Raw genomic sequence first — 21900 nt, forward strand, 5'->3', positions numbered from 1 at the left:
GGCCGCATTCCCTTCCTCCATCGAGACCGCAGAAATCGCCTGCCGGTCCTCCCGTTTCGGCCGAGCCTGCCCCGTGTGCCCGGCCTGAAAGGCTGTTCCATGCGTGCCCTTCCCGTCGCTCTTCCCCTGCTTGCGCTCGTGCTTGGACAGGTTCTGCCGTCCGCCACGGCGAATGCCCAGACCGCTACCAAGGCGGCACCCATCTGGCAGGACCGTACCCGCTCGCCCGAAGCGCGCGCCGCTGCCTTGGTCTCGGCGATGTCGCAGGACGAGAAGCTGCAAATGGTGCGCACATGGTTTCCCCCGCTTGCCAAGGGCAAGCCCGGCGCACCGGACGATCTCATCCCCTCGGCGGGCGAGATGGTGGGTATCCCGCGTCTTGGCATCCCGACGTTGCGCGAAAGCGATGCCAGCCTTGGCGTTGCCAATCAGGTCAACCAGCGCCCCGGCGATACCGCGACCGCCCTTCCCTCCAGCCTGGCCACGGCTGCCAGCTTCAACCCACAGGTCGCTGAGGAAGGCGGCGCGATGATCGGTGCGGAAGCGCGCGCCAAGCGCTTCAACGTGCTGCTGGCGGGCGGCGTAAATCTGACCCGCGACCCTTGGGGCGGACGCGACTTCGAATATCTGGGCGAGGATCCCCTGCTCGCCGGAACGCTCGTCGGCGCGCAGATCCGCGGCGTCCAGAGCAACCACATCGTCTCGACGATCAAGCACTTCGCCCTGAACGCGCAGGAAACCGGGCGCATGGTCTACGATGCCCGCATCGGCCAGGCCGCATTGCACGAAAGCGACCTTCTGGCCTTCGAGATCGGCATCGAGACCGGGCACCCTGCTTCGGTCATGTGTGCCTATAACAGGATCAACGGCGATCATGCCTGCGAGAACCACGAACTGCTGACCGATGTCCTGCGCGGTGACTGGGGCTACAAGGGCTGGGTCATGTCGGACTGGGGTGCGGTCCACTCCACCGCCAAGGCGGCAAACGCTGGGCTCGATCAGGATTCCGGCGCCGAACTCGACGATGGGGACTGGTTTCGCGACAAGCTGCGCGCTGCCGTCGCTGCGGGTACAGTGCCGCAGGCCCGCCTTGATGCGATGGTGCGCCACATCCTGACCGGCGTGATCGCCAGCGGTCTCTACGACGATCCCTCGCCCTCGACAGTCCAGCCGATCGACACCGACACCCATGCGCTTGTCGCGCAGAAGGCCGAGGAGCAGGGCATCGTCCTCTTGCGCAACGAGGGCGCGCTGCTGCCCGCTGCCGCCACGGCGCGGCGCATCGTGCTGATCGGCGGTCATGCCGATGTCGGGGTGCTGTCCGGCGGCGGATCGAGCCAGGTCCGCTCAACCGGAGGCGTTCCGGTGGAAATTCCGCTGAAGTCGGGACCGGCATCATCGTTCGCACGGATCACCTGGCATAACTCCTCGCCGCTCAGGGCCATCCGCGCCCTCGCCCCGCAGGCCGATGTCGCCTATATCGACGGCAGCGACCCGGAAGCTGCCGCTCGCGCGGCCAAGGGCGCCGATCTCGTGCTGGTCTTCGCGACCCAGTGGCGCACCGAAGCAGAGGACGTGACCTCGCTCTCCCTGCCCGATCATCAGGACGCGCTGATCGAGACGGTGGCCGCTGCCAATCCGCATACGGCCGTTATTCTGGAGACCGGCGGTCCGGTCCTTATGCCATGGCTCGGCAAAGTGCCGGCCGTGCTCGCGGCGTGGTATCCGGGCCAGCGCGGGGCAGAAGCCATCGCCAACGTGATCTTCGGCAAAGTGAACCCCTCGGGCCGCCTGCCGATCACGTTCCCGGCCTCCGCCGATCAGGCCCCGCGCCCCGCGCCGGTGGGGCTTGCCCAGGTCGCCCAGCACGATGCCGCCTCCAACGCGGGCAGTAGCGGCGGCACCACCGCCCTCGCCATCGCGGTGGACTATCCCGAAGGCGCCGACGTCGGTTACCGCTGGTATGAGAAAAAAGCGATCAAACCGCTGTTCCCGTTCGGCTTCGGGCTGTCCTATACGCAGTTCCGTTATGCCGGGCTTAGCGTGAAGGGAGGGGCTACGATCGCGGCGAGCTTCGACGTCACCAATACCGGATCGCGGGCAGGTGCAGTCGTGCCGCAGCTATACGTCTCGCTGCCCGCGGCAAAAGGACAGGGCACTCGCTTTCCTGCCCGGCTGGCGGGATTTGCACGGATAGAACTCGCACCGGGCGAGACGCGCCATGTCACGCTCCAGGCCGAGCCGCGCATTCTGGCTTCGTGGGACACGACACGACGCCGGTGGTCGCGCGCTGCGGGCGCTTATCGGGTCTCCGTCAACCGCGCAGCCGACGATCCGGTTTTGACCGGCAAGGCGATCCTGCCGGCCGTCACCTTCAGGCCATAACAGCGCCGCTGCCTGTCTTCGGGTTCGGGCGGGATCGCCGATCGATCGGCGTTGAGGCGGCAGGGACGCCCCACCCGATACCCGGTCGTGAAACCAAATGCCCGGTTCGGGCGATTTGACCATCATGGACACGCTCGACGCGACCGAACCCGAACCTCCTGCGCCCGGATCGCTTCGCGATAAGCGGGCAAGGTGGTGGCGTATCGCGCGCAATATCGCGCTGGCGCTGATCGTTGTTCTCTTCACCGTCTGGCTGGTGCTGTTCATCACCAAAGGGCGTTTCCTGAAGCACCCCTTCGAGCGCATCACCAGCTCGCTCACGACACGCAAAGTGCAGGTTCAGGGCGACTTTCAGCTCTATTTCGCGCCGTTCAGGCTGACGTTCGTGGCAGACGGTCTTTCGGTATCCAATCCCGACTGGGCGAAAAGCAACACGCTTTTCGCCGCCCGCCATATCGATGCGCAGATCGCCCCGCTCTCCCTGATATTCGGACGACGCCATGTCTATTCGCTGGCGCTCGACGGTGGGCGCGGCGATCTCGAATGGGACGCACGGCACTTACGCAACACCTGGACTTTCGGCGGCGACAGCAAGGGCAAGCCCTTCGAGGTGCCGCTGATCGATACGGCGAGCGTCACCGACACGCATCTTCGCTACAGCGATCCCGCAATGCCGCTGCTGGCCGACCTGACGATCGCGCCGATCCTTGCGAAGGATACGCACATCGGCAAGGCAGTGGGCATAACCGGCACCGGAACGTTCCATACCACACCATTCAAGCTGTCCGCACGGCTGCTTTCGCCCGACGCCACCATTGCCGGGACGAAGAACCGGCTGGAGGCACGCGCCTGGGCGGCGGGAAGCGTGATCGACGTATCCGGCACGCTGCCCGGCCTGACCGATGTCGAGGATGTGCCGCTTAAAGTCGCCGCCACCGGGCGCAACCTGTCGCAACTGCTGGCGGTCATCGACGTCGCGATCCCGCAGACACGCCGCTTCGCCCTGAAGGCCACACTGGTAAAACATACCGACAGCTATCGCTTCACCGACATGACCGGCACGTTCGGCCAGTCCGACCTCTCTGGTCGTTTCACCGTGACCAACGGAAAGCGCCTACAACTCGACGCCGCACTCGTCACCCGGCGGCTCGACATCGTCGATGCAGCACCGTTCATCGGCTACAATCCCGACGTAGTGGCGACCAAAGGCGCGGTGGCCGCTGCCGCAGCGACCGGCGCAGGCGCGAGCCGGGTTCTGCCCGATGCCAGCCTGCCGGTCGCGATGATGCAGCGCTTCGATGCCACGCTCGACTGGAAAGTGGGCGTGGTGGAATCGAAGAACGTGCCGGTTTCCAACATCGCGCTGGCGCTTTCGCTGGAACGGGGACGGCTCGCGCTCTCGCCCCTGACCTTCACGATGGCGCGCGGCGACGTTGCCGCAGATCTCATCTTCGACACGCGCAAGCGCCCCTCGGCGATCGGCTACGACATACGCCTCAAAACGACGCCGCTCGGCCGCCTGCTCGCCGGGTATGGCGTGGCCGATTCCGGGACGACCGGCACGATCCACGGGCGCATCCAGCTGGACGGACGCGGCGATACCATCCATGACTCGCTGGCTTCTGCCTCGGGCCGTATCGCCTTCATCATGCCGCACGGCACCTTGTGGACGCAGAACGCGCAGCTGGCCGAGCTGGATCTGGGCACGTTCGTCTCCAAGATGTTTCAGGGCAAGCTCAAGAAACCGATCGAGGTCAACTGCGGGCTGCTGGCCTTCACCGTGCGCGGCGGAACCGCCACCGCCGACCCGATCCTTATCGATACCAGCAAGAACGTGGTGACGGGCCGCGGCGGCTTCAGCTTCGACAGCGAAGCGGTCGATCTGGCATTCCGGGCCGACGGCAAGAAGTTCAGCCTCTTTTCCGGCCAGTCCCCGGTCGGCATCGGGGGGCACTTTGCGTCCCCGAAACTGCAGGTCATCAGTCCGCAATTGCTGACCCGCGCGGGTGTGGGCCTTGGTCTTGCGGTGGCAGCGACGCCGGTGGCCGGTCTGCTGGCTTTCGTCGATGTGGGCGATGCGAAATCGGCGGCCTGCGGCCCGGTCCTTGCAGGAGCGCGTGCCACCGCCCAGCGAACCAGCAAGGGCAAGCCCCGCAGCGATGTCGGCAACGGCCATACGAAGAAGATTTCCTGACGCGCCAGCGCCGCTCCATCCTGACCATCCCCCCGCAGATGCGCTTGCGCAATTCCGTTTGTGCAAGGATCATCGCGGGTTAAGGTGCGACCGACCACCTGCGACCTGCCGCACTCCTGCAGCCCCTTCAAGCACAAGGATGACCCGATGCGCCGCGCACTCCGCCGCAACCTTTCCGTTCTCGCTCTGGCTGCTGGAATGGGTGCTGCATGGACGGGCATGCCCGCATTGGCAGCGCCGACCGGTCAGGGTGCCGGCAGCGCCGATGCCCTGCACGCAAAGGCTTCGCAAGGCGACGTGCTGCGTGCCACGCTCGCCAACGGTCTTCGCGTGGTGATCGTGCGCAACCCATTGGCGCCGGTGGTAACGACGCAGATGAACTACCTTGTCGGCTCGGACGAAGCGCCCGAAGGCTTCCCCGGCACCGCGCATGCAGTGGAGCACATGATGTTCCGGGGCAGTCCGGGGCTGGACAAAGACCAGATCGCCGCACTGGCCGCCAACATGGGCGGCGCGTTCAATGCGGCGACGACCGAAAGCGTCACCAACTACTTCTTCACCGTGCCCAAGCAGGATCTCGACGTCGCGCTGCATATCCATGCGATCCGGATGAAGGGCGCGGACATGAGCGATGCCGAGTGGCTCAAGGAACGCGGCGCCATCGAGCAGGAAGTCTCGCGCGATCTCTCCTCGCCCACCTTCAAATTCTATACCGACCTTCGCGAGCGGCTCTTCGCAGACACGCCTTATGCCCATACCCCGCTTGGCACCCGGCCCTCGTTCGACAAGACCACCGGGGCAGACCTCGCGAAATTCTATCGCACCTGGTACGCGCCCAATAACGCGATCCTGGTGATCGCAGGCGATGTCGATCCCGAGGCGACGATGGCCAGGGTGCGCTCACTGTTCTCCGACATTCCGCGCAAGGCCCTGCCCGCTCGCCCGGCATTCTCACTTCAGCCCGTTGCCGCCCATACCGTCGATCTGCCCTCGGACCTGCCCTATGGCGTGGCGCTGATCTCCTACCGGATGCCCGGCTATCGCTCGAAGGACTACGCGACGGCGCTGGTGCTCTCGCAGGCGATGGGCTCCAAGCGTGCGCCGCTGTTCGAAATGGGGCTGAACGGCAAGGCGCTCTACGGAGGATTTGCCGGTACGTTCCTGCCGCAAGGCGGCCTCGCCTATGCGCAGGGCGTCTTTCCGCGCGGCGCCAAGCCCGACGATATGCTGGCAACGATGCGCCAGATCCTGGCCGATGCCGGATCGAAGGGCATCCCCGCCGATCTGGTGACAGCGGCCAAGGATCGTGCCATCGCCGATCTCGACTATGGCAGGAACTCGGTCTCCGGCCTTGCCAATGCCTGGTCCGAAGCGCTGGCCATCGCCGGAGCGACGTCACCCGACGAGATCAGGGCCGCCATTGCGCGGGTCACACCCGCAGACGTCGATGCGCTGGCTCGCCGCGTCTTCGCGTCCGATCAGGCAATCACCGCGATCCTGACCCCGGCGGATTCCGGCAAGCCGGTCAGCGGCAAAGGCTTCGGCGGCGCCGAGAGCTTCGGCGGCACGCCCGATCATGCCGTCGAACTGCCCGACTGGGCCAAGGATGCCTTCGCCCGCTTGCCTGCGCCCAGCACCGCGATGAAGCCGACGTCGTTCACGCTTGCCAATGGCCTGCGCGTGATCGTGCAGCCCGAAACCGTCAGCCATACGGTCGAAGTCTACGGACGGATAAAGACCAATTCCGATCTTCAGGCCCCGGCCGGCAAGGAAGGCGTCGACAGCGTGCTGGGCGACCTGTTCGACTATGGCCCCGCCGGGATGGACCGCACCGCGTTCCAGACGCAGCTCGATGCCATCAGTGCGCACGAGGATGCGGGCGAATCCTTCTCTCTGGCGGTGCCCTCGCAGCATTTCGAGCGCGGCATGGAACTGCTCGCGCAGAACGAGTTGAACCCGACTTTCGCCTCGCAACCCTTCACCATTGCCCGCAACAACGAAGCGCAGGGCATTTCCGGGGTGCTGCAATCCCCCGACTTCCTCAACAGCATGGCACTTAACCGGGCGCTGCTGCCCGATGGCGATCTCTCGCTGCGGCACCCTACCCCCGAAACGCTCGGCAGCCTGACACCTGCGGACGTGCAGGCCTATTACAAGGCCACGTTCCGTCCCGACATGACCACGATCGTCGTCATCGGCGACGTCACCCCCGATGCTGCGCGCGCGGTGGTCGAAAAGACTTTCGGCGGATGGCAGGCAAGCGGCGCGAAACCGCAGACCGACTACCCGGCCGTTCCACTCGGCGCGCCTTCGGTCACGGTGAATACGCCGACGCCCACCGCCGTGCAGGACGATGTGACGATGGCGCAGCAGGTCGGCCTTACCCGCGACAGCGCCGATCGCTTTGCCCTCAACGCCGGCAATTTCGTGCTGAGCGGCGGCTTCTACGCCGCCCGGCTGACCCGCGACCTGCGCGAGAAGAACGGCCTTGTCTACACCGTGCAGAGCGGCCTCGATCTGGATCGCGACCGCGGGCGCTTCCTCGTCCAGTTCGGCAGCGATCCGCAGAACGTAGACAAGGCGCGCGACCTGATCGTGCGCGACATCCGCCAGATGCAGCAGGCACCGATTTCGGACGCCGAACTGCATCAGGTCAAGGGCATGCTGGTACGTCAGATGCCGCTTTCTCAAGCAAGCTTTTCCGGCATCGCCTCGCAACTGCTGACTTATTCGCTGGAGGACAAACCGCTTGATGCCGATCTCGTCGCCGCCCGCCAGTATCTGGCCCTGACCCCGCAGCAGATCCAGAACGCCTTCGCGACCTACCTCAAGCCCGATGGATTCGTCACCGCGATCAAGGGACCGGCCCCGAAGTGATACCACGAGGATACGTCCGGGTCTCGGCATGCTGACTCGACAGCATTAACAGCATTAAGGGAATCTCCGCGACGAACCGTTCGGCCAACGCGGCGGGCGGGGGAACGCGGGGCTCCCCATGATGAACGATATTTCATATCAATTCCCCAGGGATCGCACGTGGGGAATTTTTCATGACCGCCCGAAACAACCTGTCCAGCGCCTTCGCTGCGCGCGCAAAAGCCGCCTGCAGCAAGTTCGCCGCCGGAAAGTTCGGGCGCAGTCAGGCCCTTGTCCTGTCGTTGGCGGTAGCGGGCATTCTGACCGCCCAGCCCGCGCAGGCCCATCTGCAGTGCGTTCCCTACGCTCGCGACGCTTCGGGTATCGACATCCACGGCGATGCACGTACCTGGTGGCATCAGGCCAACGGCAGCTACGCACGCGGCGCGGCGCCAAAGGTCGGCGCCGTCATGGCGATGGCCGCTTCCAGCGCGATGCCGCTGGGCCATGTCGCGGTCGTCAGCAAGATCGTCGATGCGCGCCACATCCTGATCGATCAGGCGAACTGGGCCGGCCCCGGCGTGATCGAGCACGACGTGCTGGTGGAAGATGCCTCCACCGATGGCGACTGGAGCGAAGTGCGCGTGTGGTATGCGCCTGCCAACGCCATGGGCACCCGCCTCAACCCGGTGTCGGGCTTTATCTATGCACCTGCAGACGGCAGCACGCCCGATGCAGACCCATCCTCGACGCTGACCACGCCCACCACCCAGATTGCGGCTGCCACGCCGGGCACAGATGCCCTCCACGCCTTCATGCAGGCAACCGACCGCAACCTGTGACGCACATCCGGCAGCGCCAGCGCTGCTGCCCGACAGACTGATCCACGTCACCTGACCGCAGGCCTCGAAAGACGGCAGGTGCGGTCGACTATTCCACGCTCTTGCACAATGCTTTCCACGCCTGCCTGTCGACGCGGCAGGTGGCCTGATATCGTTCGCCATTATGCCGGTTCCCACAGATTGGTGCCGTAACCGCACCAATGTTGTCCGACCCGGCCATCTTGCTCTCCCCTCCTCCCCGCCGCAGGTTCCTTTCAAGAACAAAGGCCTGGGAGAGCAGTTTTGACAAGCGTGGCCGAGAAGAACCTGTCGTGGTTCCTCATCGTACTGATTTACATCAACGGTCTGGCCGGAATGCTGGTCGTCAGCGCGGCCCTGCCTGCGCTGCCCGGCATCGGGGCAGAATTTCACCCGCAATCGCCGGCCCTGATCGGCCTCGTCATGTCGATGCCCGCACTGGCGGCGGCGACCTGCTCGCTGCTGATCGGCGCTCTGGTGGACCGGATCGGCGATCGCACCGTGCTGGTGCTGGGGTGCCTGCTGGTACTCGCCGGAGACATCGGCGTGATCGCCTCGCCCTCGATCGAACTGCTGCTGGCCTGCCGCGTGCTGGCGGGGCTCGGCTATGTCTGCATGGTCGTCGCCGCCGTCACGATGATTACCCGGCTGACCTTCGGTCGGACGCGTACCGCCGCGCTGGGCCTGTGGTCCACCGTGATCCCGGCAAGCTTCATCGTCGCCTCTATTTACGGCGCCGTAGCGGGACAGACGCTTGGCTGGCGCTGGATCTTCGGCGCGCATGCCGCCTTTGTGGCGATCCTGGCCGTGCTGGCGCTGACCCTGCTGCCCAGCCGCGAAATGCAGGTCGCGGGCCCCTCGCGCCTGAAGGGGCTGGGCGCCGTATTACGCACGCCGTTCCCCTATCTGCTGGGCATCTCGTTCGCCGCTGCCGCTTTCCTGCAGACCGGGTTCGTCGCCACGCTGCCGCACATGCTGGGCGCCAGCATCGGGCTGGGCAAGAATCTGGCCTACAGCTTCAACGCCGCCGCGATGCTGTGCAACGTGATCGGCGCGTTCTCGTTCGGACTGCTTTATAATCGCGGGATCAGCGCAAGGGCGCTGGGCTTTGTGGCGGTCGCCTTGTGCGCCCTTCCCGGCGCGCTGCTGGTGATCGCGCCGGGAACGCCTGCGCTGGCGATGCTGCTCAATTGCCTGATGATGGCGGGACTTGGCCTGCTGGTGGGGATGTGGGCGCTGATGCCGCAAGTGGCGCCCTCGCCCGCCTGCATCGGTGCGACGAGCGGCCTCATTACCCAGATCACCCTCCTCGGCGTGCTGTTCGGACCGCCTATCGCCTTCGCCGCAGGCAGCTTCGGTGCGCACGGCACCCTGATCTATCTGCTGATCGGCGTCGTCATCAGCCTCATCGCCCTGCCGGTCTGGCAGCGCTCCGCCCATCCCGTTGCCCGGTCTGCGCCGCTTGTCGCGCACTGAGCATCTGCCTTCCTGAAGGAACCTGCCCCATGTCCATCGAAGCCGACTTCACGCAAGGGTTTGTCCGCAACCACTGGTACGCCGCTGCCTGGGTTGCAGAACTTGGCCAGCACCCTTTCCCGCGCACCATTCTGGAAGAGCGCATCGTCCTGTTTCGCCAGCCGGACGGCACGCTCGGCGCGCTCGAAGATCGCTGCCCGCATCGCCTTGCGCCGCTGTCGATGGGCGAATGCGCCGACGGCGGCCTGCGCTGCGGCTATCACGGCATGGTGTTCGACGCGACGGGCAAGTGCATCGGCATTCCGGGGCAGGACATCATCCCGCCAACGGCCAAGGTCCGCGCTTATCCGGTCGTGGAAAAGTACGGCCTCGCGTGGGTCTGGACGGGTCTTGGCGCCCCCGACCACGGCAAGTTGCCCCAGGTGCCCGGCTATGGCGAGGCGGGATGGTCGATCCTCGATGGCGGATACCAGCACCACGCCGGGAACTACCGCATCGAGATCGAAAACCTGATGGACCCGGCGCACACCACGTTCCTGCACAAGGAAACGATCGGCAACCGCGCCGCCAAGGATGTGCCGGTCAAGACCACGCAGGACGACAAGGGCCTGTCCGCCTTTCGCTGGATCGAGAATGTGCCGCCCTCGCCGCTGGACCAGAAGAGTCGCGATTTCGGGGACACCAGGGTCGATCGCCGCATCGCGTTCAATTTCGAGCTGCCCGCGACCTCCTTCGTCGACATCGCGGTGATCCCGAGCGGCATGGAGCGCAGCGAGGAAAACCTGATGCACGGCGGCCTCAGGACGTTCAGCTACAAGTTCCTCACGCCCGAAACCGCAGGCTCAACCCACTTCTTCTGGCTGCATCTGCGCAGCTTCCGCCAGGGCGACAGCGATTTCGAAGCCGTGCTGCGCGCCAGTCTGGAAAAGACCTTCACCGAAGACAACGAAATGGTCGCGGCGATCCAGAAGGAACAGGAGACCACCGGGCTGCGCCAGCGCACCGCACTTGCCATCGACCGCGCGCCGATCATGGCGCTGCGCATGATCGACCGCCTGATCGCGGCGGAAAACACCGTGGAGGAAGCCGCCTGAAACCAAAGATCGATGAGCGTGGCTCATCGGGTTTTGGTCAAGCCCGTGTGGCGTTCGAGCATTTCCAAGGCGTGATGCGTCAGCATCTCAGCGCCTGGGCATGAAACGCGCCTGCGACAGGACAGGGCAATTAGTTATCGGCAATAGCACATAATCAAGGAAGTCATTTGGGGCACGAACTGCAACAGTCTGGAATGGATTTTGAGACTGCCGGTCACGCAGATCAATATCCATCCTGCTGTAATACCATAAGAGTCAAGATGCCGACCGTTCTTTGCGCCGACCAGATCGGTGCAGGATACGGGCGGCGGAAAGACATAAGAATACATAATCGAGAGGTTGCCCCCCATGACCGCTTTTCATTCCGCCCTTCGCGGAGACATCGCATGATGGTGCCCGCCGCGCAGATCAGCCAAGCGCCCGTCGTCCAGTGCGGCGCCGATGTACCTTCCACCACATCCTCGACCACATCTGCGGCCCCATCCCCGGCCCCATCCCCGGCATCGCCCCCGGCATCCTGCAAGGGTGATCGTCGTCCCGCAGGCTCGAAGGCTGAGCATCATCAGACGCAGGATGAGCGCCCTTCGCCCATCGTCGTCATTCCCTCGCCCATCGGCGGGCTGGCCGAACCGGCCAGCCACGGCCCGCAGCCCAACAACGTCTCGCCCTCGATCGAGCCGCCCGTGCAGAACTATGTAGACGCGGTTCCCTACCTGTGGACGCCCGGCCCGCTGTTCAGCCTGCCTGACGTGGCGCAAGTGTCGATGACGCAAGCGGCCGGGGGCAGCGATTACATGCGCGGCGCCCCGGATGGCACCCTTCAGGTAGTCACGCGCACGCCCCCGCGTGCGTTCACGGCGGATGTCTCTGCGACCTATGGGAATTATGGAACGGTCGGGACATCCGGCTATGTCGCAGGCGCGCTGACATCGAACCTCACAGCCAGCCTTGCCGGGCAGTATCACCAGCAGTTCGACGGCTTCGGCACCAACCTCTACAACGGCAAGGACGTGCAGGACGGCTGGAACGTGGCGACACGCGGCAAACTGCACTGGACGCCGGGGCCGGACACCACGGTCGATCTGGAAGCGGACTACTATCGCTTCCGGGCGGGCAACCCAGCCATCCGCAACACCGGCCTGTCGCTGCTGGGCACGACCGCGCCGGGCGGTGCCTACGATGTCGACAGCGAAATCCAGCCCGATATCCAGAGCCGCTACGGCGGCGCCAGCCTTGTCATCAAACAGGCGCTGGGCAGCATGGACCTGACCAGCACCAGCGCCTATCGCGAAGGTCGCCTCGCCGTCGCCATCGATGCCGACACGACCGAGCAGGACATTCTCAGCATCGAGCAGCACCAGATGCTGCGGCAGGCATCGCAGGATCTGAAGCTCTCCTCTCAGGCAGGCGCGCCGGTTTCCTGGGCGCTGGGCCTGTCCTACCTGCATTCCACCAGCGGCTACGATCCAGTGATTGCCAGCGGCGCCTTCTTCGCCGGGCCGAACACGCTCTATGCGACCAGCAAGCTGGACAGTTACGCCGCCTATGGGCACGTCTCTGCCCCGCTGTCGCCCACCACCACGGCGCGCGCCGGCCTGCGCTATACCATCGACAGTCGCGCCATTTCCCAGAGCCAGACCGAGACGGTGGGCGATGTGGTCAGCTACGTCGATGCGCCGCAGTCCGAAGCGCATACGTTTCATGGACTGACCGGAGACATCGGCGTGGAGCAGCGCCTCTCGTCCGTGCTTAGCGGCTATGCCACTTACGATCACGCGCAGCAGAGCGGCACGCTGTTGCCCAACACTTTCCCCGCGCTGACCATCAAGCCCGAAACACTCGACGCCTTCCGCGCAGGGTTGAAGGCCGTCGCCGGACGCGGGGCCTTCGTCGCCAACCTGTCCGCCTTCCTCAACGACTACACCAACATGCAGGCCATGCAGCGTGTCGAGGGGCTGACCTATATCCTCAGCGCTCCCAAGGCGCGCAGCTATGGCCTTGAGGGCACGCTGTTCGCCAAGGTCTCCCCCCGCCTGACGGTCAACGGCGGCCTGACATGGACCCATGCGCGCTACACCCGTTTTCCCGAAGCGCTGATCTCCACCCCGCTGGCCGCCGGCGGCAACAGCGTGGTGACGGGCGATGCCAGCGGCAACGACATTCAGGACGTGCCTGCTTTCACCATGACCTTTGGCGCCCGCTACGATCTGCCCACACGCTGGGGCACATTCTCGCTGGGGGCGACCAATTACTACAACAGCGGCTATGCCAGCGAGCCGGACAACCGCCTGCGTCAGCCGCGCTACGATGTACTCGACACCTCGCTGACGTGGACCTCGAAAGACCACCGGCTTTCCGCCCAGTTGTGGGCCAACAACATCACCAACACGTTCTACGTCGCCGAACTCACCGCGCTGCCCGTGGGCGACAACCAGGTCGCGGCGCCGCCGCGGACGTTCGGACTGACCATCGGCTATCATTTCGGAGGAACCGACAATGCCCGTTAACAGGCTATCCCTCGGGCTCGCGCTGATCAGCGCGACCGTTCTGGCCGCACCATCACAGGCACAAGCGCCCGCCACTCAAGCCCCGTCCTCGGGATTGACCATAACCCTGCTCGGCACGGCCGGAGGTCCGCCCCCGCATGCCGATCGCTCGCAGCCTGCCACATTGTTGCAGATCGACGGGGTGAGCTACCTGATCGATGCCGGCGAGAACGTCAGCCAGCAGCTCAAGCGCACCGGATCGGCGCCGCAAGCCGTGACGACGACATTCATCACCCACCTGCACTGGGACCATACGCTGGGCCTCGGCTACCTGATGGCCACCGGCTGGATGATGGGACGCAATGCGCCGATGGCCATCTGGGGGCCGCCCGGCACCAGCGCATATGTCGCTCGCGAGACGGCAGCCCTGAAGATCGGCGAGGACATCTTCCGCGACCAGACGCCGAACCGCCCGACGCTGGCCTCGCTTTACCCGGCGCATGACGTAGATGTGGATGCCCCACGCGAAATCTACCGCGATGCGCATGTCACGGTCAGTGCAGTGGCGAACACCCACTATGGTACGCTCAAGACCGCGACGCGCGATTACGGCCTGCAAAAGTCCTATGCCTACCGCTTCGACACCGCGAAAGGGTCGGTCACGTTCACCGGCGACACCGGCCCCTCGCCCGCCGTCGCGAACCTTGCGAAAGGCAGCGACGTGCTCGTCAGCGAGGTCTGCGATGTCGACGGTATCCGCGCCGCGCTGCTCGAAACCATGCCCGCCGACAAGATCGGCCCGCTCATGGAGCACATGGAGCACGAGCACCTGACGCCAACCGAAGTCGGCAAGCTGGCGCAGGCCGCAGGCGTGCGCGAAGTGGTGCTGACGCATTTCGTGATCGGCAAGAGCTTCGATGCCACGCGGATGATCGCGGAAATCCGGCAGGCCTATCCGGTCGGCAGGATCGTGCTGGGTAAAGACCTTCAAAAGATCACGGTGACGAAATGACCGAACAGGATCGCCCGGTGCTCGTCTTCATCGGCACGCAGGACAAGGCCCTTCACGCCGCCCTGCTCTCGCGCCGCAGCGGCGTGCTGGAACCACTGGGTCCGGTGGCCGACGTCGAACGTCCGACCTTCGCCCTTGCCGATCCGGTGCGATCGGTCCTCCACTGCGTGAGCGAGATGGGCAATCGCGGCGACTGCATCGGATCTGTGCACAGCTTTGCCGTGGATCGTTCGACCGGTGGACTCTCGCCGCTGGGCTACACGCCCTCCGGCGGTGGCGGCCCCACCCACCTGTGCGCGCGCGCCGATGGCCGTGCGTTGTTCATCGCCAACTTCGGCGGCGGCGAGGTAGCTTCGCTGCCGCTGGACGACACCGGAACGCCGAGCCCGGTCGCATCGCTGCGGATCAATCACGGCAACGGCCCGCACCGGCGCCAGCAGGGCCCGCATGCCCACGGCGTCACCCTCTCGCCAGACGGGCGCCATCTTCTCGCGCCGGACATGGGCGCCGACAGGGTGTTCGTCTATCCGGTGGAAGCGGATGGCCTCACGCTGGCACCGGCGCTGCCGACCGACGCGCTGGTTCCGCCCGGTGCCGGACCGCGCCTGATCCTGTTCGGCGCGGATGGCCGGTTCGCCTATCTGCTGACCGAGCTTTCCGCCCATATCGTCACCTGCGCATGGCACGCAGAAACCGGCGCACTGTCCCCCCTCGACGACATCGCGCTCGATCCGGCGGACGTGACAGAGGGCACCAGTGCGGCGGGCTTTGCCATCTCCGGCGATGGCGCGTTCCTCTACGCCAGCAACCGCCGCACCCACGCGATCCATGCCTTTGCCATCGACAGCGAAACGGGACGCCTCAAGCCCCTGCAAACCGTCCCTTCGGGCGGTGAGAAGCCCTGGGCGATCGAGATCACGCCGTGCGGAGGGTGGCTGCTCGCCGCCAATCAGGCCTCGGATCGCATCGCCCTGTTTCGCCGCGATCCCGGATCGGGGCGACTGGGCTCGCTGTGCAGCGACATGACCGTGCCTTCGCCCACCGGGCTTGCCTTCTTCATGCCCTAGTGGGCTTGTTGACCTTCTTCATTTACGATATATCTAAGTTATATCTTATATCGAGTCTTGGGAGACTACCGTGACCACGCAAATCCTCTCCACCGGCGCGCCGACAGGCAAGAAGGGCGTGATGCTGATGAACCGCATCGGCCCGTCGAAGTCCGCGCTCTATATCGCCTCGGCCGATGGCAGCGACGAGCGCGCGCTGCTGCCCGAAGGCACGTTCGACTTCCACGCCAGCTTCTCGCCGGATGGCCGATCGATCACGTTCACTTCCGAGCGCAACGGCGACGGGCAGGCCGACGTCTTCGTGTGCAATGTCGATGGCAGCGACGTGCGCGGCGTGGTCGAGACCAGCCATGTCGAGGATGTGCTGGTACTCTCGCCCGACGGGAAAACCGGCGCCTATGTCTCGACCGAGGATGGCTACACCGCCAATATCTGGACCATCGATCTGGCCAGCGGCAAACGCACGCGCATCACCCACGGGCGGGTGAAGACGAAGGACGATCCGAAAGACAGCCCCGAAGGCAGCTTCCGTCCGGCATGGTCTCCCGATGGCGAATGGATCGCCTTCTCGTCCGACCGCGACACCGAATGGTACGGCCATGGCGACGGGCACGGCTGGGAGCACACGCAGGAACTTTCGATCTACGTCATGCGCAAGGACGGATCGGAGGTGCGCAAGATCATCGGCGCCAAGGACATGTGCTATGGCGCGCCCAAGTGGTCGCCCGACGGTGCGCGTCTGGTGTTCTACGAAATGGAGCGCGAAGCGACCTGGGGCGCGCGTCGCCCGGAATGGATCGGACGCGTGCATTCGCAGATCGTCTCGGTGGATGTCGCGACCGGGCAGGACCGCATCGACCACACCAGCGGTCCGCACCTGAAGCTGGCGCCGCAGTACATGCCCGACAGCGTGAACGTCGCCTACTACATCAAGGCGGGCGGCGGCGGCCCGAACATGCGCGCGACCGATGCCGCCTGGGTGCAGGCCGACGTTCCCACCGGTCTCTACTACACCGACGGTCGCCCGCCGGTGCTGCGCCAGATGCGCTCACCCTGCTGGTCGCCGGACGGCACGCAGGTGATCTACGAGAAGGTCGGATTCGCGTTTCGCGGTCAGGGTGACGAACTCTATTCGTGGGATGCGGACTGGGACTATCGCCATACCGACGTGTTCCCCGTGCTGTCGCGACAGGGCCGCGTGTGCATTACCGAAAAGCAGCAGGGCTGCTCCTCGATCGTCACCTGCAAGACCAATGGCACCGACAAGTTCACAGTGTTCGACGCCTCGAAAGCCGGGCTTGATCCGGTACAGAACAAGAAGGGGCTGGCCGGTGCCTTCCAGCCGGGCTGGTCGCCCGATGGCGAGTGGATCTGCTTCGGCGTCGGCGCGTGGTTCGATGCCCGTTCCAAAGGCAAGTCGCGGATCCTGCGCGCCCGCGCGGACGGCTCGTACCATGAACCCCTGACCGACGGCACCGAGCAGGTCGGCTTCCCCAGCTACTCCGCCGATGGCCGCTTCGTGGTTTACCGCGCGTGGGAGATGGACAACTGGGGCCTGCGCATCGTCGATGTGGAGACCAAGGAAGTCCGCGTGCTCACCACAGCGATGGACAACCTGCCGTTCTGGTCGCCCGATGGCGAGAAGATCGTCTTCACCCGCGAATACGGTAAGGCGAACTATCACGTCTGCACCATCCGCCCCGATGGCAGCGACTTCCAGTGCCTGACCGAGACCGGCGCCAACGACGGGCACGCCGTCTACACCTGGGATGGACGGATCGCCTATTCCACCGGCATGTACGGCTTCCGCGACGAGGCAGCCTCCTACGACTTCACGTTCCAGCCTTACGGCCAGATCATGATCATGGACGCGGACGGATCGAACAAGCGGCTCGTCACGGACAGCCTGTGGGAGGATTCCATGCCCTGCTATATCCCGGCAGAGTTCCTCTAAACCTCAATAATATCGCAATAAACATGCACGCACGATGGCACCGGCCGTCGTGTGCGCAGTTGCGTCAGCAATGATCGACGGCATCATATTTCACTTTATTCCGCCATTGTTGCGCATTTTGTACATTCACCTGTCCCAAACGCGCTCTAGCCAGGCGAAACACTTGCGATTTACCATCGCTCCACAAGACAACCGGCCACAAAGGCCGGAAAAATGGGGAGAGTACCGATGGGACCGAGTTCACCGTCTGCGTCCGCACGCCTGCGCCGCATCCACACTGCCATCCTGACGACAAGTTGCCTCGCCGCGGGCGCTCTGGCGGCTCCTGCCATGGCGCAGGACACGGCGGGCACGTCCGAACGCGGCCTTCAGGAAATCATCGTCACCGCGCAGAAGCGTGCCGAAAACCAGCAGGACGTGCCCATCGCGGTGACGGCGGTCTCCGCCGCCACGCTGGAGAACGCGCATATCACCGACACTTCGGACCTCAAGGCAGTGGCGCCCAGCCTGAACTTCAGCACGGCGGTCGGCGGGTTCGGCCTGCCGCGCATCCGCGGCGTCGGTTCGACCGGTGTCGGCCCCGGCATCGAGAACCCGGTCGCGACCTATATCGACGGGGTCTATATCAGTTCACCCATCGGCGCGATCACCGGCCTCAACGACATTGCGCAGGTTGCCGTGCTCAAGGGGCCGCAAGGCACCCTGTTCGGACGCAACGCCACCGGCGGCCTGATCCAGATCACCACCCGCAAGCCTTCCGATACGCCAACGATGAGCTTCCGCGTCGGCTACGGCAACTACGATACCGTCACTGCATCCACCTACATCAGTTCAGGCATCGCCCATGGCCTCGCCGCCAGTCTGGCCGCGCAGTACGAGAACCGGGGCGACGGCTTCGGGGTGAACGTCCACACCGGCAACCCGATCATGACGCAGCGCAGTTTCACCACCCGCGGCAAGCTGCGCTGGGACTCCGACGATGGCGACACTTCGGCGGAAATCTCGGCGGACTATGCCAAGGTCAGCGGCGTCAACCCCGCCTTCCGGCCCGTCAGCCTGAACGTGCTGGGCGCCTACGCCGGAGGCGGCAAACGCGACATCGATTCCGACATCGATCCGGTCATGCGGTCGCGCCAGTACGGCGCCAGCCTGACGATCGATCATGACTTCGGGGGCGCCTCGATCAAGAGCATCAGTGCCTACCGCAACATGCGCCTCTACGTCGCCTTCGATCCCGACGGCACCACCGAGGACGAATGGTCCTTCATTCCGGGCGCCAACGGCCCTGCCCTCGGCTTCGCGCACGGCTACCTGATCGAGAACACCCAGATCGACAAGTCCTTCACCCAGGAAGTCCAGCTGCTTTCCAACGGCAGCGGCCCGTTCAGCTGGGTGCTTGGCGGTTTCTACATGTGGAGCCAGGGCCTCTATCAGCCCGGCCGCAGCACCAACGCCTTCCTGACCTCGCTGGGGCGCTACACCGATGTCGATGCGCAGCAGAAACTGAACTCGCTGGCCGGCTTTGCACAAGGCACCTATCGACTGGGCGAAGACACCAATTTCACCGCCGGTGTCCGCTACACGCATGACCGGCGCGAGGCCGAGGGTATCCGCCTGACGTATGGCCCCGATGGCCAGCCGCTCACCACGCAGGTCGCACCCCAGGGCGTTGTCGAAAGCTACAAGGACACCTTCCCCAAGGTGACATGGCGCCTGTCACTCGACCACCGCTTCTCGCCCAATGTCATGGCCTATGCCAGCTACAACCGCGGTTTCCGGAGCGCCGCCTATGTCGTCGCGAACTTCGGTCTGGCGACCAGCGAGGCGAACAAGGTGCTCAAGCCCGAAGTGATCGACGCCTACGAAGTCGGCCTCAAGACCGACCTCTTCGACCGGCGCCTGCGCTTCAATCTGGCCGCATACTACTACGATCAGACCAACGTGCAGGTGATGCAGATCCAGAACGGCATCCAGACGATCTACAACGCCGATGGCGCACATATCTATGGCCTCGACGCAGATTTCCAGTTCGAGCCTGTCGACCATCTGCTGTTCACCGGTGGCTTCAACTGGACACATGCACGCTATACCCGGTTCACCAACGCACAGATCACCGTTCCCAACGCGACCGGCGGCAATACTCTGATGAGTGGTGATGCGAGCGGCAACCGCCTGCAGAACGTGCCCGACTGGACGCTTTCGGTGGGCGCCAGCTACCAGATCGGAAAGATCACGATCGCGGGTAACTACTACCACAACGATGGCTGGGCGGCGGACCCCGACAACCGCGTGTGGCAGCCGTCTTACGATCTGGTCGATGCCTCGATCACCTGGAAATCAGACAAGGGCCTCAGCCTTGCCGTCTGGGGCAAGAACCTGACGAACCAGTTCTATTTCCAGCAGCTGGGTGCCAGCAACTTTGCCGACAACGGCGTTCAGGCCAACCCGCGCACGTACGGCGTGACGCTGGGCTACGACTTCTAATACCAAGGCGCTAAGATGCTGACGCATCACGCCTTGGAAATGTTCAAGCGCCACACGGGCTTAACCAAAGCCCGATGAGTCAAGCTCATCGAGCTTTGGTATAAGGCTTCGGCGAAAACCGGAATCCCCGTCTCCCCGGGGATTGCCCCGTTCCCGCACGGCTTGGGAACGGGGCCTTTTTCCAAGACTTCGATCGGATAGAAAACGGGCGCGAGAATGGCTCCTCGCGCTCGTTTTTCGCATTCTCGATAAGGAGAAGATCAGCCCGCGCTGCGGACCGCCGCATCCACCGTGTTGCGCAGCAAGCAAGCAATGGTCATCGGGCCGACGCCGCCCGGAACCGGGGTGAGTACACCCGCATGGCCGCACTCGTCCGCCGCCACATCGCCGACGATGCGCGACTTGCCGTCTTCTCCGGCGATGCGGTTGATGCCGACATCGATCACCACCGCACCGGGCTTCACCCAGTCCCCGCGCACCAGCCCCGCGCTGCCCGCTGCGGCCACCAGAATATCGGCACGGCGCGCGATCTCCGGCAGCCCACGCGTGCGGATATGCGTGACCGTGACGGTGCATTCGCGTTCGAGCAGCAGCAGTGCCAGCGGCTTGCCGACGATGTTCGACTTGCCGATCACCACCGCGTCCAGCCCCCGGAAATCGGGCACGACCTTCTCCAGCAGGATCATGCAGCCCAGCGGCGTACACGGCACCAGGCCGCTGCCCGCCCCGGTGGACAGACGCCCGACGTTGACCGGGTGGAAACCGTCGACATCCTTGGCCGGCACGATCGCATCCAGCACCTCGTCCGCCGCGATCTGCGGGGGCAGCGGCAACTGCACCAGAATGCCGTGGATCGCGGGATCGGCATTGAGCGCGGCGATCAGCCCGAGCAGTTCGGCCTGCGCGGTATCGCCCGGCAGACGATGCTCGACAGAGACGATCCCCACGCGCGCCGCCGCGCGCTGCTTGCGCGAGACGTAGACGTGGCTGGCAGGATCGTCTCCCACCAGCACGACGGCGAGCCCCGGCGTGACGCCGCGCACAGCAAGTTGCGCGATCCGCCCGCGCAGTTCGCTTTCGATTTCGGCGGCGATCACGTCGCCGCGCAGGATTTCAGCCATGGACCCGCCCGCTCAGTTTCCGAACACGACGGTCTTCCCGTCGTTCAGGAACACCCGGTGAGTCAAGTGCCAGCCCACTGCCTTGCCCAGCACCCGGCTCTCGATCTCGCGCCCCTTGCGCACGAGATCCTCGGGCGTGTCCTCGTGGCTGACGACTTCGGCGGCCTGATGGATGATCGGGCCTTCATCCAGATCGCCGGTTACGTAGTGCGCGGTCGCCCCGATCATCTTCACGCCCCGGCGATGCGCCTGATGATAGGGCTTGGCGCCCTTGAAGCTGGGCAGGAACGAGTGGTGGATATTGATGCACCGCCCCGAAAGCCACGCCGCCATGTCGTCCGAAAGGATCTGCATGTAGCGCGCCAGGATCACCAGTTCAGCCCCGGTTTCGTCCACCAGCGCCTTGATCCGCGCCTCCTGTTCGGCCTTGGTCTCCTTCGTGATCGGCAGGTGATGGAAGGGAATGTCGCCGATGGTGCTGACGGTCATCGCCGATGCCGGATGGTTGGAAGCGATGGCCACCACGTCCATCGGCAACTCGCCCATGCGCATCTTGTAGAGCAGATAGCCAAGGCAATGGTCGAACCTGGAGACGAGGATCAGCGTGCGGACCGGACGCCCGGTCACTTCCAACCGCCAGTCCATCGCGAACTCCTGCGCGATGCCCGCCATGCGCTCGCGCACCAGCGCATCGTCGCGCTCGGTCTCGAAGACCACGCGCAGGAAGAACCGGCCGGTCTCGCGATCGTCGAACTGGCGCGATTCCAGGATATTGCCCTCGTCGGCAAGGATCGCGCCGCTCACCGCGTGGACGATCCCGGTACGATCCGGGCAACTGACGACAAGAGTGTAGGAATGGGGCGTATCGGAATGGGCCACGGGTATCTTCTCCTGAGTTTATGTTCTGAAAA

13 protein-coding genes are annotated in these 21900 nt (G+C 64.8%); 11 read left to right on the forward strand and 2 right to left on the reverse strand.

Annotated elements, in window-relative coordinates; all coding sequences use genetic code 11:
• Positions 1-99 precede the first annotated feature (99 nt).
• The 11 genes from AC3EC3_RS12425 to AC3EC3_RS12475 all read left to right on the forward strand — a co-directional run bounded on the left by AC3EC3_RS12425 (position 100) and on the right by AC3EC3_RS12475 (position 19868).
• Positions 100-2385 carry a beta-glucosidase family protein gene (locus AC3EC3_RS12425; RefSeq protein WP_488489932.1) on the forward strand — a complete coding sequence of 762 codons (2286 nt, stop codon included), beginning with the start codon at positions 100-102 and terminating at the stop codon, positions 2383-2385.
• A gap of 124 nt (positions 2386-2509) precedes the next feature.
• The gene (locus tag AC3EC3_RS12430; protein WP_488489933.1) at positions 2510-4579 is read left to right on the forward strand and encodes an AsmA family protein; all 2070 of its coding nucleotides are present in this window, start codon (positions 2510-2512) and stop codon (positions 4577-4579) included.
• A gap of 147 nt (positions 4580-4726) precedes the next feature.
• On the forward strand, positions 4727-7456 hold the full coding sequence (locus AC3EC3_RS12435; RefSeq protein ID WP_488489934.1) for a M16 family metallopeptidase: 2730 nt from the start codon (positions 4727-4729) through the stop codon (positions 7454-7456).
• Positions 7457-7629: 173 nt separating this feature from the next.
• Complete coding sequence (locus tag AC3EC3_RS12440) at positions 7630-8277, forward strand: CHAP domain-containing protein (protein ID WP_488489935.1); 648 nt, start codon at positions 7630-7632, stop codon at positions 8275-8277.
• Positions 8278-8568: 291 nt separating this feature from the next.
• Positions 8569-9771, forward strand: a complete 1203-nt coding sequence (locus AC3EC3_RS12445; RefSeq protein ID WP_488489936.1) for an MFS transporter — start codon at positions 8569-8571, stop codon at positions 9769-9771.
• Positions 9772-9800: 29 nt separating this feature from the next.
• Positions 9801-10865: an aromatic ring-hydroxylating dioxygenase subunit alpha gene (locus AC3EC3_RS12450; protein ID WP_488489937.1), complete on the forward strand. Its 1065-nt coding sequence runs from the start codon at positions 9801-9803 to the stop codon at positions 10863-10865.
• Positions 10866-11251: 386 nt separating this feature from the next.
• On the forward strand, positions 11252-13372 hold the full coding sequence (locus tag AC3EC3_RS12455; RefSeq protein ID WP_488489938.1) for a TonB-dependent receptor: 2121 nt from the start codon (positions 11252-11254) through the stop codon (positions 13370-13372).
• Positions 13362-14363, forward strand: a complete 1002-nt coding sequence (locus AC3EC3_RS12460; protein ID WP_488489939.1) for an MBL fold metallo-hydrolase — start codon at positions 13362-13364, stop codon at positions 14361-14363. The genes AC3EC3_RS12455 and AC3EC3_RS12460 overlap by 11 nt, the downstream gene beginning before the upstream one ends.
• The gene (locus AC3EC3_RS12465; protein WP_488489940.1) at positions 14360-15430 is read left to right on the forward strand and encodes a lactonase family protein; all 1071 of its coding nucleotides are present in this window, start codon (positions 14360-14362) and stop codon (positions 15428-15430) included. The genes AC3EC3_RS12460 and AC3EC3_RS12465 overlap by 4 nt, the downstream gene beginning before the upstream one ends.
• 70 nt (positions 15431-15500) lie before the next feature.
• Entirely contained in the window at positions 15501-17384 is a 1884-nt protein-coding gene (locus AC3EC3_RS12470) for a hypothetical protein (protein ID WP_488489941.1), read from the forward strand.
• A gap of 228 nt (positions 17385-17612) precedes the next feature.
• Positions 17613-19868, forward strand: a complete 2256-nt coding sequence (locus AC3EC3_RS12475; RefSeq protein WP_488489942.1) for a TonB-dependent receptor — start codon at positions 17613-17615, stop codon at positions 19866-19868.
• A gap of 260 nt (positions 19869-20128) precedes the next feature.
• Here the strand turns inward: AC3EC3_RS12475 and AC3EC3_RS12480 are convergent, their stop codons facing one another.
• Positions 20129-20989 (reverse strand): bifunctional 5,10-methylenetetrahydrofolate dehydrogenase/5,10-methenyltetrahydrofolate cyclohydrolase, encoded by an 861-nt coding sequence (locus tag AC3EC3_RS12480; protein ID WP_488489943.1) that lies wholly within the window; start codon positions 20987-20989, stop codon positions 20129-20131.
• A 12-nt stretch (positions 20990-21001) separates the two neighbouring features.
• A complete protein-coding gene (purU, locus tag AC3EC3_RS12485; RefSeq protein ID WP_488489944.1) occupies positions 21002-21868 on the reverse strand; it encodes a formyltetrahydrofolate deformylase in 867 nt (288 codons plus the stop codon).
• Between the last annotated feature and the right edge of the window lie 32 nt (positions 21869-21900).

The sequence above is a fragment of the Novosphingobium sp. BAM6 genome (genome assembly GCF_057784955.1).